General features: G+C 39.1%; 15 protein-coding genes. 4 read left to right on the forward strand and 11 right to left on the reverse strand.

Translation table 11 applies throughout. The features are described from left to right. Window positions 1–7: 7 nt before the first annotated feature. The 5 genes from lepA to B7E04_RS03245 all read right to left on the reverse strand — a co-directional run bounded on the left by lepA (window position 8) and on the right by B7E04_RS03245 (window position 4,684). The gene (gene lepA / locus B7E04_RS03225) at window positions 8–1,804 is read right to left on the reverse strand and encodes a translation elongation factor 4 (RefSeq protein WP_080777348.1); all 1,797 of its coding nucleotides are present in this window, start codon (window positions 1,802–1,804) and stop codon (window positions 8–10) included. A gap of 126 nt (window positions 1,805–1,930) precedes the next feature. Continuing rightward, complete coding sequence (locus B7E04_RS03230; RefSeq protein ID WP_139785327.1) at window positions 1,931–2,950, reverse strand: hypothetical protein; 1,020 nt, start codon at window positions 2,948–2,950, stop codon at window positions 1,931–1,933. A gap of 101 nt (window positions 2,951–3,051) precedes the next feature. Next, the gene (locus B7E04_RS03235; protein ID WP_080777350.1) at window positions 3,052–3,573 is read right to left on the reverse strand and encodes a hypothetical protein; all 522 of its coding nucleotides are present in this window, start codon (window positions 3,571–3,573) and stop codon (window positions 3,052–3,054) included. 7 nt (window positions 3,574–3,580) lie between these two features. Further along, window positions 3,581–4,114 (reverse strand): hypothetical protein, encoded by a 534-nt coding sequence (locus tag B7E04_RS03240; protein WP_080777351.1) that lies wholly within the window; start codon window positions 4,112–4,114, stop codon window positions 3,581–3,583. 18 nt (window positions 4,115–4,132) lie between these two features. After that, complete coding sequence (locus B7E04_RS03245) at window positions 4,133–4,684, reverse strand: RNA polymerase sigma factor (RefSeq protein WP_040992957.1); 552 nt, start codon at window positions 4,682–4,684, stop codon at window positions 4,133–4,135. Between the two features lie 191 nt (window positions 4,685–4,875). Between B7E04_RS03245 and B7E04_RS03250 the strand changes: the two genes are divergently transcribed. The 4 genes from B7E04_RS03250 to porW all read left to right on the forward strand — a co-directional run bounded on the left by B7E04_RS03250 (window position 4,876) and on the right by porW (window position 9,347). Further along, complete coding sequence (locus B7E04_RS03250; RefSeq protein WP_080777352.1) at window positions 4,876–5,625, forward strand: Rossmann-like and DUF2520 domain-containing protein; 750 nt, start codon at window positions 4,876–4,878, stop codon at window positions 5,623–5,625. Continuing rightward, window positions 5,615–6,133 (forward strand): KdsC family phosphatase, encoded by a 519-nt coding sequence (locus tag B7E04_RS03255; protein ID WP_080777353.1) that lies wholly within the window; start codon window positions 5,615–5,617, stop codon window positions 6,131–6,133. Before B7E04_RS03250 ends, B7E04_RS03255 begins: the two co-directional genes overlap by 11 nt. A 9-nt stretch (window positions 6,134–6,142) precedes the next feature. After that, window positions 6,143–6,697, forward strand: coding sequence for a Maf family protein (locus B7E04_RS03260; protein WP_080777354.1), 555 nt, complete (start codon window positions 6,143–6,145; stop codon window positions 6,695–6,697). Between the two features lie 85 nt (window positions 6,698–6,782). Then, entirely contained in the window at window positions 6,783–9,347 is a 2,565-nt protein-coding gene (gene porW, locus B7E04_RS03265) for a type IX secretion system periplasmic lipoprotein PorW/SprE (RefSeq protein WP_080777355.1), read from the forward strand. Window positions 9,348–9,366: 19 nt separating this feature from the next. Here the strand turns inward: porW and tsaB are convergent, their stop codons facing one another. The 6 genes from tsaB to B7E04_RS03295 form a co-directional block, all read right to left on the reverse strand. Beyond that, window positions 9,367–10,047, reverse strand: a complete 681-nt coding sequence (tsaB, locus tag B7E04_RS03270; protein WP_080777356.1) for a tRNA (adenosine(37)-N6)-threonylcarbamoyltransferase complex dimerization subunit type 1 TsaB — start codon at window positions 10,045–10,047, stop codon at window positions 9,367–9,369. A gap of 64 nt (window positions 10,048–10,111) precedes the next feature. Further along, on the reverse strand, window positions 10,112–10,552 hold the full coding sequence (locus B7E04_RS03275; protein ID WP_080777357.1) for a nuclear transport factor 2 family protein: 441 nt from the start codon (window positions 10,550–10,552) through the stop codon (window positions 10,112–10,114). Between the two features lies 1 nt (window position 10,553). Further along, window positions 10,554–11,303: an SDR family NAD(P)-dependent oxidoreductase gene (locus B7E04_RS03280; protein ID WP_080777358.1), complete on the reverse strand. Its 750-nt coding sequence runs from the start codon at window positions 11,301–11,303 to the stop codon at window positions 10,554–10,556. Between the two features lie 125 nt (window positions 11,304–11,428). Then, on the reverse strand, window positions 11,429–11,800 hold the full coding sequence (locus B7E04_RS03285) for a YraN family protein (protein ID WP_080777359.1): 372 nt from the start codon (window positions 11,798–11,800) through the stop codon (window positions 11,429–11,431). A gap of 42 nt (window positions 11,801–11,842) precedes the next feature. Continuing rightward, a complete protein-coding gene (locus B7E04_RS03290) occupies window positions 11,843–12,772 on the reverse strand; it encodes a S66 peptidase family protein (protein ID WP_080777360.1) in 930 nt (309 codons plus the stop codon). Further along, window positions 12,769–13,455 carry a LysE family translocator gene (locus tag B7E04_RS03295; protein ID WP_062651830.1) on the reverse strand — a complete coding sequence of 229 codons (687 nt, stop codon included), beginning with the start codon at window positions 13,453–13,455 and terminating at the stop codon, window positions 12,769–12,771. Before B7E04_RS03295 ends, B7E04_RS03290 begins: the two co-directional genes overlap by 4 nt. Window positions 13,456–13,469 lie beyond the last annotated feature (14 nt).

Below are 13,469 nucleotides of genomic sequence, written 5' to 3' on the forward strand. Positions count from 1 at the left end.
TTTTATATTAATCGTTCAGTTTCAGTACGGCCATAAATGCGGATTGAGGCACTTCTACCCTACCGATCTGCTTCATTTTTTTCTTACCTTCTTTCTGCTTTTCAAGAAGTTTACGCTTTCTGGAGATGTCACCTCCGTAACATTTTGCCGTAACGTCTTTTCTTAAAGCTTTTATGGTTTCCCTTGCGATAACCTTCGTTCCCAATGCAGCCTGAACTGCAATATCGAACTGCTGTCTCGGGATCAGCTCACGAAGCTTTTCACACATCTTTTTCCCGATGTAGTAGGCATTGCTGTCGTGGATCAGTGAGGAAAGGGCATCTACCATGTCTCCGTTGATCAGGATGTCCATTTTTACAAGCTTGGAAGCTCTGAATCCAATCGGATGGTAATCAAATGACGCATACCCTTTTGAGATGGATTTCAGTCGGTCATAGAAGTCGAAAACCACTTCAGCCAAAGGCATATTGAATACCAGCTCTACTCTTTCTGAAGTTAAATAGCTCTGATTAACAATTTCACCTCGTTTTTCAATACATAATGTCATTACAGAACCTACAAAATCAGATTTTGTAATAATAGAAGCTTTGATGAAAGGCTCTTCTACCCTGTCCATGATCGAAGGATCCATCATTTCAGAAGGGTTGTTGATCAGGATCGGTGTTTCAGGGTCTTTTTTAGAATATCCAAAATACGATACGTTCGGTACCGTAGTAATCACGTTCATATTGAACTCCCTGTCCAGACGTTCCTGAACGATCTCCATGTGAAGCATTCCCAGGAATCCGCAACGGAAACCAAATCCTAAAGCTGCAGAACTTTCCGGTTCAAATACCAAAGAGGCATCATTCAGCCTCAGTTTTTCAAGGGAAAATCTCAATTCTTCAAAATCTTCGGAATCAATAGGATAAATTCCCGCGAATACCATCGGTTTTACTTCTTCAAATCCTTCAATAGGTCCTGAAGCAGGCTTTTCAAATGAAGTAATGGTATCTCCTACTTTTACTTCCCGCGCATCTTTAATTCCGGAAACCAGATATCCCACATCTCCGCAGCCAATAGTCTTTTTAGGAACCTGCTTTAATTTCAGGGTCCCCACCTCATCCGCTCCATACTCTTTTCCGGTAGCAAAGAATTTGATTTTTTCATTTTTGGAAATGCTTCCGTTTACCACTTTGAAATAGGCTTCAATTCCTCTGAAAGGATTGTAAACCGAGTCAAAAACCAAAGCCTGAAGCGGTGCATCAGGATCTCCTACAGGGGCAGGAATTCTTTCAACAATTTTTTCAAGAAGGTCATGAACGCCTTCTCCTGTTTTTCCTGAAACTCTTAAAACATCTTCATATTCGCATCCGATCAGATTCATGATCTCATCGGTTACTTCTTCAGGATTGGCAGACGGAAGGTCAATTTTATTAAGAATCGGAATAATGGTAAGATCATTTTCCAATGCCAGATACAGGTTACTGATGGTTTGAGCCTGGATACTCTGTGCAGCATCTACAATCAGAAGCGCACCTTCACAGGCTGCAATAGAACGGGAAACCTCGTAAGAAAAGTCTACGTGTCCCGGGGTGTCAATAAGGTTTAAAATATATTTTTCTCCTTTATACTCATAATCCATCTGGATGGCGTGAGATTTAATGGTAATCCCGCGTTCTTTTTCCAGATCCATATCATCCAGCGTCTGAGATTGAAGCTCCCTCTGGGAAACGGTATTGGTATACTCCAGAAGACGGTCCGCCAAAGTACTTTTACCATGGTCAATATGGGCAATTATGCAAAAATTTCGTATGTTTTTCATTTAAGAATGTTGTAGTTTGCAAAGATAAAAAAAAGCGAGACATAATTTCTGCTTAATTCTTTCTTTTAACTGAAACACAGACAAGAATAAGGGAGGAATCTGATTTTTTCCGGTTTTTTAAAATTATTATTTCGTTTTCCCAAAGTCTTCAGGTAACAAATAATTTCCTGTAAAAGGATCAAGATACACTTTAGGGCCTAACGTATTATTCTTTCTACCTGACACGCTGGCATCTATTACTGCTCCAATAATACCTCCAATCAAGCCACCTGCAGCAGAACCAATTGTAACACCATTTCCAGCCGTTTCAGGAAATAAGTCTTCTTTTGTTACCTCAATAAAAAGACCGTTCTCATCTTTATAAATCTCAGTATAACCAACAGGAATATTTTTGTAGGCTATTCCTTCATGGACAAAAGCATAAAAATGTCTTATTGCGGTTTTTTCCTCACCTTTTATGGCTTTTGTAACGACTCCTTTATCATTAGTCTGTAAGGTAAACCCCGGTTCAGGATTGTGGGTAAAAAAGCTGTAATAATCTTTGTAAACTCCGTCTTTCAGTTCATCGGCCTTTAGAATACCCAGTTTTTCTTTTAATAAAGAGGTATAATTGGGAAGATCACTTTCTGAGATACTCAATTCCCATGGTGCTCCTCTATAAGATTCTTTAAACAGATCTGTAAGAATTGAAGTTACTTTTTTTGCAAGGCTCTGGGCCAAATAAGGTGTTGTACGTGATGAAACGGTTGCTACCGTATCTTTTCTGTCAATAAAATGATATCCATCTTCTTTCTTTATAAAGGTACTTGCCCTTAATTCAAGCTTCCCGACAGAATACTTTTCTTTTTTGTCTTCTGAAATATTCAAGCTTTCCAGCAAAAAGACCATGTCGTTGTTCCCTCTTACCGGATTGTATTTATAAAACCAGTCTTGTATGTCTTTGCCGGCATCATTTTCGAAAATAATTTTCACCTCGTCCTTGTGGTACATAACCATTCCAACTTCCTTATTTGCTCTCATATCAATGACCGTAAGACTTTTGACAGAATTTTTGCTGTCTTTAATTGATTTTGAAAGATCGATAGTTTCTACTTTCTGGCCCATTAATACTATCGAAAATAATAAAAAGAAAAGTGTTTTTTTCATAGATAAACTTTCCTGTAAAAGTAATTTTTTTTTAGTATAAAAATTAAACGGCTCTCACAGAAAAATCTGTAAGAGCCGTCCAACATTAAAAAAATAAACTATTATGGGTTCTGTTTGGGTTTAGCCGTGCCGTTGTTATGACCGTGAGGTTTTCTTTCGTTCATTTTATCTCTCATCATTCCTTCGGTCTGGAACAGCTTTAATACTTTCTGGCAAGGGATCACCTGCTGCATCTTGTCTGCATATTTCTTCCTGTTATCCAGAAGTTTCTGACCCACCTCGAAACTCTGCTGAAGTTTTGCTTTGGCTTCATCATCAGATAATGTTTCGGGGTTAAAATTTGGGTCAAACTGGCTTTTTATCTGTTTCTGATTATCTAAATACTCGTTATAGAGCTGTGTAAATTCTGTTTTGTCGCTTGCATCAATATTAAGGTTTTCCAAAACCATATTATTCCTAAATTTCTTAAGAAGCTCTTTTCTTTCTTCGGGAGAAAGATTGTTGATCACTTCTTTTCTCTGCTTAGGATCCATTTTTTTCCAGTCGTAGTCGTTCAGCTGCGCATTTTGTGCATTCAGACCAAAACCGTACATAATAAAAAGCGTGAATAATATCTTTTTCATTTTTCTTTTAATTGTATAGATCTAAATAAACGTCCTGCGTTGAATTGCTTGCCAGTTCTGAGATTTCAGAATTGGAAAACGAATCCAGATATTCATTCATTTTTGTTTCCTCTTTTTTGTTAGCCGCTTTTACCGGCTGGGTAGCTGCAGTTTTCTCACTTCTGGTATCAGGAGTATAAGAAACTGTTTTAGCACCCTGATTTGCAACTGTTTGATTGTTATTTTCAACAGAAGTTAAATCTGCTTCCAGCGTTTCGTAGGCACGCTGACTTTCTGTTTTAGGTTCCTGCCCGTTGGCGGCATAAGCTTTGGAATTCAACACATCTTTTGCCGGATCGTTATCAGAATTAAAAACATATGTAGCTCCGAATATCAAAGCCAGTGATGCCGCAGCGGCATACATCCAGTTCAGTTTGAAAACCGGTGCTTTTTTATTCGCTTTCACTTCGTTCATTACATTATGCTGGATGTTTTGAAACAAATCATCCGGAACTTTGTAAATATTCTTTCGTTCTAGTTTTTCTATGTCGAACTCTTTCATCTCTGTTGGGTCAAAAAATTATCTCTCGTAATTTTCTTTAATAAATTCTTCTATTTTTTGTTTGGCATAATGATAATTGGTCTTTAAAGTCCCTACGGACATATCTACAATTTTAGATATTTCTTCGTAGGGCAGATCATCATAATACCTCATCATAAATACCAGTTTCTGCTTTTCAGGCAGGCTTTGTATAGCGTTCTGGAGCAGCAGCTGTATTTCTTCCGCATCTCCGTCTGTATTGTCAGCCACCAGGTTCTGCATATAATATTCAGGATCTTCATCCGTTTTCTGCATTTTCTTCATCTTATTGACTTGCTGTAATGCTTCGTTGGTAGCGATCCTGTACAACCAGGTGTACAGCTGGCTGTCATTTTTGAACTGGTGAAAATTCTGATAGGCCTTAATAAAAGTCTCCTGCAGCGTGTCCTGAGCAAGGTCTCCATCCACAATAATCCTTCTGATATGCCAGTACAATCTGCTTTGATAAGCATCCATCAAGGCACGGACACCTTTCTCCTGGGTCCGTGGATTCTGCATCAACGAAATAATTTCCGCGTCCTTAATCTTCATAAGATGCTTTCACTGTTTTGGATTACAAAAATAGCCGAAAGTTAAATTACTTCTTCAATTTTCAGTCCAAATATTTAAAATAATATCAGATCGTTACGTGGTGACCCTTAAGCAGTAGGCATTAAACGCGTTCTCAATAAAACTTCCTGCGTCCTGTTTTTCGTCTTCCTTTAAAATCTTATCTTTGTTAGATGCAAATTGTAATTATAGGTTCAGGAAATGTGGCTTACCACATGGCAAAAGCTTTCAGTCTGAAAAAGATTCCGCTGATGCAGATTTTCGGAAGGAACGGTGAAGAATTGAAAAAAATCTCTGAAGAACTGAATGTTCCTTATTCTACGGAGCATCTGGAGGATGCAGATCTGTACATCATCTGTGTAAGTGACCATTCTGTAGAAGGTGTTTCCAAAATAATCACAAAAAAAGACTGCTTGGTTGCCCACACTTCAGGATCTCTTCCCAAAGAAATTCTGGCAGGGGAGTACAGAAAATCAAGTTTTTATCCGTTACAGACATTTTCAAAATCAAAACATCTGGAATACGAGAAAATTCCGTTCTTCATTGAAACCGAAAATGAATCTGATCAGAAACTTCTTTTTGATCTTGCTTCCCGGATTTCAGAAAATGTCATGGAAAGTAATCACGAAAAGAGAAAATACATTCACCTGACTGCTGTTTTTGCCTGTAATTTTGTGAACCATCTTTTTGCAAGAGCCAAAGAAATCTCGGATTCGCAACAAATCCCATTCGATTATTTTTTCCCGCTGATTGATGAAACGGTGAAAAAGATTTACGAAATGGAGCCGAAAGCGGCACAGACCGGACCGGCCGTAAGAAATGACAAAAGGGTCCTGGAATTACATGAGCAGCTTTTAAAAGACGAAAGTCTTGAAATTTATAAGACAATGAATCATTCTATTCAGAAAATGTATGAGCTATAAACAGAAATTAAAAGATATAAAAGCGTTTGTATTTGATGTAGACGGTGTATTTACGGACGGAAGTGTTTATCTGCTTCCCGGAGGGAATATGTGCAGGGTAATGAACGTCCTGGACGGCTATGCAGTAGTTAAAGCTTTAAAAAACAATTATTTAATCGGTGTGATCACCGGCGGGAACGATGAAATGGTGAAGCACAGGATCAATTATCTCGGAATACAGGACTACTATCCGAAATCACACGACAAAATGGCTGATTTTGAAGAATTTAAAAAGAAGCACAACCTTAAGAATGATGATATTCTGACGATGGGAGACGACCTTCCGGATATCCACATCATGGAAAATTCTGCCATCGCAGCCTGCCCTGAAAATGCCGTTCCTGAAGTAAAAGGCATCTCCGATTATATCTCTGAAAAAAAAGGGGGAAGCGGAGCTGTACGTGACGTGATAGAGCAGGTAATGAAGGTTCAGGGAAAGTGGCATGATGATAATACCCAATCCGTATAATTCAGTTTTATGAAATTACTTTTAGCCTCCCAGTCGCCGAGAAGAAAAGAGCTTTTATCCAGCTTAGGTTTTGATTTCGAAGTGGTCAGAATAGATTGCGAAGAAATTCTTCCTGAGAATATCAGGATAGAAGATGCCGCTGCTTATCTCTCAGAATTAAAGGCAGGTGCATTCCGGGAATTAACTGATGATGAAGTATTATTAACGGCGGATACTGTAGTTGCCATAGATCATCAGATTCTTGGAAAACCAAAAGATGAAAAAGAAGCCGCATCCATGCTCAGAATGCTTTCGGGGAAAACCCATCAGGTATATACGGGAATCAGCATAAAATCCGTTGATACCCTATACACAGAAACCGATGTGGCGGATGTGGAGTTTGATGAAATTACAGATGATGAAATAGCGTATTATATTCAAAATTACAAGCCTTTTGATAAGGCGGGCAGCTATGGCATCCAGGAATGGCTGGGCATGGCAAAGATCAGGAAGATGAATGGAAGCTTTTATACGATCATGGGACTTCCTACCCATTTGGTTTACAAAATTTTGAACAAAATATAAATATTATTCATTATAAAATTTTATTATTTTTACAAAATCATCAGCTGCTGATAATAAAAAGCAGATAAGAGAGTTATATTGAATAATGAAAAAGAATATTTTATTCCTTTTAATCATGTGTATTGTTGCTTCCTGTGCTACCAAAGTAAAGAAGCCGGAGCAGCGATCCAAATTTCTGAAAGGATTTAACACCTATTATAATACCCTTTTTAATGCAAAAGATGCGTTAAACAGTGAGTTTACAAGCAGAGACAAGGGGCATAAGGACAATTTTTACGCACCATATATCCCTATTCTCACCTATGAAGATCAGCCTTTGGGAAGTGACCTGGGACAATCTGCTGCATTCGCTGAGAACTCCATGAAAATGTCGGAAGTGAACAAACCTTCTCAAAGAGGTGTTCCTGAAATGCCACCCGGGATGCCTAACGCTCAGGGGGCTAACAATAGCGGTACACCAGACGATCTTCAAAACGCAGGAGCTACCACTCTGGAAATTGCCGAAGCAAAAGCTCTGAAAGCGATCAACAAATACTCTGTTATCAGAAACGGGGAAGAAAAAAATAAGAAAATTTTTGATGCCTACATGATCCTCGTACAGTCAAGGATTTACCAGAATAAAGCGGTACAGGCCCTGGATGCATTGAATTACGTTTTTACCCATATGAAGGAAGATAAAAGGCTTCCATTGGCAAGAATTTATCAGGGGGTAGCGTATGCGAAGATCAATGATTTTCACAAAGCCAATGAAGCTTTTGCGAAACTGAAAGGGGAGGACATCAATAAAACCTATTCAAAACTCCTGAGTATTTATTATTCTGAAGCTCTTCTGGATGCAGGAAAACTGGAGGAAGCCGGAGCTGAACTGGACCGGGCATTTGAACTGAACTCCAACAGAAAGCTGAAAAGCAGGATTGCTTATCTAAAAGGTCAGGTTTCCGAAAATCTTGGACAGAATGACAAGGCCCGCGAAAGCTTTACACAGGCTTACAAATACGCCAACGACTTTGAATTTGAAGTGAAATCCCAAATTGCCATTGCCAAAACATTCAACGGAAAAGGGGATTACAACGGGGCTAAAAATTATCTGGAAGGAATCAGTAAAAAAGGAACTTACACTTCCCGTAAAAATGAATTCTACTATGCTTTGGGACTCATGGCCAATAAAGCCGGTAAAAAGGATGAAGCCCAGCAGTTTTTCAGAAAATCCCTTTTTGAAAAGGTATCTGATCCGCAGGTAAGAGGGCTTACGTATTACGAGATAGGAAAGAGCTACCTGGAAAAGAATGATTATATTGGTGCAGGAACCTATTATGACTCCGCTCTTACGGTGATGACTTATGAGCCTTCCAAGATTCTTTTAAAGGACCAGTCTGAATACATTAAAAAGATTTCCAGAAACTACTATCTGATCAAAAAGAATGACAGTATTCTTGCTTTGGCAAAAATGACTGATGCTCAGAAAACTGACTTTTTTTCAAAATATATCGCGAAATTAAAAGCCAAGGAAGAAAAAGAAGAGCAGGAGAGGATCCGTGCAGAAAGAAGCAAAGGCTTTGATACCGGAGATTATAACGCGAATTCAATTTTCGCCAATAATACCAATTCTTTTGAAGATTTTGGAGTGACTACCAAAGGCTTTTATTTCAGCAATACCGGAACAGTCAGTAAAGGATCCTCTTCCTTTAAGCAGGTGTGGGGTGACAGAGCACTGGCCGACAACTGGAGGTATTCCAAAAAAATGGCCTCTATTGAAGATATGAAAAATGAGGCACTGGGCGTAACTTCAGCACCGAACCCAAGACGTTTTGAACCTACGTTTTATATTGAGCAGATCCCTACAGATCAGGCAAAACTGGGACAGTTGAAGAAAGACCGTGATACTGCTTCTTTAGGTCTAGGTGTGATGTACCAGAATTACTTTACCAATACTCCTTTGGCAACAAAAACCCTGTACGACCTGGTGGATGTGAAGCCTGAGGAAAAAGTAATGCTTCAGGCGCTGTATGAAATATTTGCTATGAATTATCAAAAGAATCCACAGGCTGCAGAAAGAGCAAAACAGATTCTTCTGACCGATTATCCTTATACTTCCTATGCAGAATTTGCAAGGAATCCTAAGAACGTTTCATTCGTGAAATCCTCTGTAGATGTAGAAAATGAATACAAAAAAGCATATGCCCTGTATGAATCTGAGAAATTTGGAGAGAGCAGGGATGTTATAGACCAGACGATCCAGAAGTTTCCCAAAGATGCCCTGGTTCCGAAGTTCCATCTGCTGAATGCTTTCAACACCGGAAAAACAAGCGGAAAAGAAGTGATGATTCTTCAGCTGGAGCAGATTGCGTTGAATTATTCCAAAACTCCTGAAGGGATCAAGGCCAAAGAAATGCTGAACTATCTGAAAAGCGAGTTGTCCTTCCAGGCCACGGACAATAAAGGAAATGCACTTCCACAACAGCCCGGAACACCGGTACAGCCCGGTCAGAACCAAAATACTGGCATTCCTCAGAACCCTCCCGCAAACGATAAGAGCGGTCAGTTGCAGCAGTTTATACAAGATGCCCAACCTGACAAAAAATCTGATACCAAGCAGCAGAGGCTGAAAAAACCGAAGGAAAGAATTCCTGATGCACCTCCAGGCAACTAAATAACAAAAAAGCGAAGATCTATTCTTCGCTTTTCTTTTTCTTTACCCCGTGGAAATCCTTGAGATAGAATGGCTCAAAATACGCAATGTCTTCGAATTCTTCCCTGTTGATCTTTTCAAGGGTCTTTTTAATGAGATGCTGGGCGGAAGGGTAGATGTCATCCCTGAAATCTGCATCCGGAAGATTCAGGATGTCTTTTGCCTTCCTGGCGCCGTCTCCCACAAAAATTACTTTTTTATCTTTAAATTCTTCAAAAGAAGTTTCATCTAAAATTTTAGCTTCGGTTTCAGATTGCTCTTCTCCCGTTTGACCGTCATAAACGGCTGTATAAACCTCCATTCTCCTTGCATCGATCAGCGGCACTATAAAATCATAGTTCATGCCTAAAAAAGGCTCTATCATGCTTTCCAGAGAATTAACAGCAGTGAGCGGCACTTTAAGGCCATAACAGAAACCTTTTGCTGATGCAGCACCAATTCTCAATCCCGTATAAGATCCGGGACCCTTGCCCAAAGAAACAGCCTCAATATCTTTCATCGTAAGACCTGCTCCTTCCAATGCCCATTCTACATAAGTATGAAGACTTTCGGACTGTTTATAATTGTCAGAAACCTCTTCACACAGGCATAGGAGTTTTTCGCCGTCTGATACCGCTACTGAACAGTTTTTGGAGGAAGTTTCAAGATATAATATTTTCATTTTCTTACTTTAGGCTAATCTGCAAAATCGTGAAAAGGCGAAATTGCATTAAATTCATGCAAATTTAGGGCTTTATTTCGACACTCTGCCGGCTCCATAATTTCCATTCTGCATCTTTTTTTATCCAGATTTCGAGCAAAGCCAGTTTCATTTCAAAATCCTGGTTTTTATAGGTGCCCAGCACTTTTATTTTTCTCCTGATACTTGCTGTTCTTTTATATTTCTTGATCTCGGAAAGCCCTGTCTGCTGAATATCTTTGTAGATTACTTTTTTTGATGAAAAATCTTTTTTGAAATCATCAAAGCCCTGCACCCATCCGTTGGAATGACCAAAAGACACATCCCTGTCCAAAAGGTCAACTATTTTTTCATCATTATTCTGCAGGTATTGATCCAGTAGTTTAATATTCTCAAACAGCTTCAGCTCTTTCTGAAAAGCTTCAATATTCTGACCTTTCCAGAAAACGAATGAAAAAATCAGGATAAAAAGTAATATTCTTTTCACCTTATTTCCTGTAAATCGTTCGCGGTTCGCTCTGTGCACTCGGATAAATGGTCATATCTGAAACCATCACATGTTTTGGAGCATTGATGCAATAGGCGATGGCATCTGCGATATCTTCGGCCCTTAAAGCTTCATATCCGGCATATACCGTAGCGGCTCTTTCACTGTCTCCTTTGAATCTTACAAGTGAGAAATCAGTTTCCACCGCACCAGGCTGGATATTGGTCACTTTGATTCCAAATTCTGTAAGTTCCAGGCGCATTCCGTCTGAAATAACATCAACTGCTTTTTTAGTCGCACAATATACCGTTCCGTTCGCATAGGTCTGCCTTGCAGCCACCGAACTAATATTTACAATATGTCCGCCTTGCCGGTCTTTCATGATAGGAATAATCATCTTGGAAACATAAAGCAGTCCCTTCACATTTCCGTCAATCATAGAATCCCAATCATCTGTCTTTCCGGAAGAAAGGGGATCCAACCCGTGAGCATTTCCGGCATTATTGATTAAAACATCAATGTCCTTCCATCCGTCCGGAAGGGAATTGATCGCGTTTTCCACCTCTTCTAAATTTCTCACATCAAATATTAAACTAAATATTTCGGTATATTGAGATAATTCAGATTTAAGGGCTTCCAGAACTTCATTCCTTCTCCCACAGATGATCACTCTGTTTCCCTGCCTGGCCAGAAGCTCTGCCGTAGATTTTCCTATTCCGGAGGTGGCTCCGGTGATGAGTATTGTTTTCATAATTTCTTTAATTTCAATGTAGCAATGTAGCAGTGTAGCAATGTAGCAATGAACAGAAGATTGACATTACTATTGTTACACTGGTACATTATTAAATTGGTACATTATCTAGATCGGTACATTTTCTAATTCGCGTCTAAGGCTTCAAAAGCATTGATAATATGTTCAATAATCAGATTCTTTTTTTCATCGGGAAGAACCGAAATAATATCAAATCTTACTTCCTGATTTTTATTAAATTCCTCCATAAAATAATTCGCTGCGGAAACAATAGATTTAATCTTTGCTTTGGTTACCGCTTCCTGTGGCAGCATAAAAGCATCGGTAGACCGGGCTTTTACCTCTACAATAATAATCAAGCTCTCCTTCTCTGCAATAATATCGATCTCAGATTTTTGAAATCGGAAATTCCTGACTAAGATTGTATAGCCGTTTTTCAGTAAGAATTCTGCTGCGAGATCTTCTGCTATTTTCCCGAAATCGCTATGAGTCGCCATGTTTTTGAGGTTTGAGAGTGGGAGAGCGTTGTGATATTACTTTTAAAATTCGATCTTAACCTTATCCTTAACCTGTACTTTCACTGTTCCGCCGATGATCAAAGGTCTGTTGTCCTTAATATGGCCATTCGGGAATCCGAAAACAGTGGGAAACCGGTATTTGGAAACACGGTCTGAAATAAGCTTATAAGCAAATTCATCGAAGCTTTCTTCGAAACTTTTATTGTCTTTTTCATCACCCATATTGGTCATTCCCCCGATAATCAATCCTTTTATTTTTTTGAAAACACCGGCTAATTCCAGGCTCATAATCATCCGGTCTAAGGCATAGAAATTTTCTCCTATATCTTCAATAAATAAGATTTTATCCTTGAAATCAAACGAGAACGGGGTTCCCAGAAGGGCATAGATCAGCGCTAAATTACCGCCAACCAATTCGCCTTCTATATTCCCTTTTTTATTCAATTCATGGGATTTTAAAGCATATTTTGGAGATTTTCCTTTTAAAACATCAAAAATCAGATCATAGCTTTCATCGGTCACACCGAAACTGGATGTTTTAATAGTTTGGCCGTGAATAGATGCGAAACCTTTCTTCAGTAAATAGCTTTGAATAACGGTATTATCTGAGTAGCCGATATACCATTTCGGATTTTGTGTAAAGTTTTTCAGTTTTAAATGCTGAACAAGATGCTGACAACCGTAGCCTCCTCTTGAAGCCCAGACTGCTGAAATTTCGTTATCATTCAGAGCCCAGTTGATATCCTGCAATCTCTCTTCTTCTGTTCCGGCGTAATTATATCCGTTTGCGTATCTGGTATAGAGGTGTTCACCTAGTACAGGCTCAAAACCTCTGTTTCTAATCATTTCTATTCCCTTTTCCAATTGAGGAGCATCTACAGCTCCGGCAGGGGAAATAACGGCTATTTTGGCTCCTTTTTTAAGGGCTTTCGGAAAGATTATTTTTTTCATTCTGTTTTCTGATACTTGATTTCTTTTTTCTCAGCTTCTTCCAGACGCCTGTCGAACTGGTTAAATTTCTTATAGCTCTGCAGGAAAATAAAGAAACTGAAAACAATAAGAATCCCGCCTACGACCCTTCTGATCTGGTTGGCGAGTTTCTGGGTAAGTTTATCGTGAAATTGTTTTGCAAGGAAAATTTTGGCAAGATCAATACACAGATACGTAGCGATTACAATACCTATGTAGAGGAGAAAACTGCTGGTATCAGGATACTGGTTCCGTACAGAGATTACCGTTACGAGCCAGAAAAGAATCACGCCTACATTGAGAAGATTGAAGAAAAAACCATTAAAAAACGTTTTGATATAGTTTTGGCCAATGATTCTTTCTTCACCAGGCATATGCATTTTGGTCCTGGTAACCATCATGACGATCCCGTACACAAAAATAAGAATAGAGGTGATCCTGTAAAAGCCGGGATGTTTATCTATTAACGTTACAATATCTGCACTTGCATAATAAGCTGCAACAATGCATAATAAATCTGCTGTAATCACTCCGAGGTCCAGTGCCAGAGCATGTCTCGGGCCGCGTGAGAAGCTGGTTTCAATTAAAAGGAAAAAAATAGGTCCTATAAAAACCAGGCTCAGCATAAACCCTAAAACAATGGCAGAAAGTACAAGTTCAAACATTCAATAGTATTTTA

The sequence above is a fragment of the Chryseobacterium phocaeense genome (genome assembly GCF_900169075.1).
GTDB lineage: Bacteria > Bacteroidota > Bacteroidia > Flavobacteriales > Weeksellaceae > Chryseobacterium > Chryseobacterium phocaeense.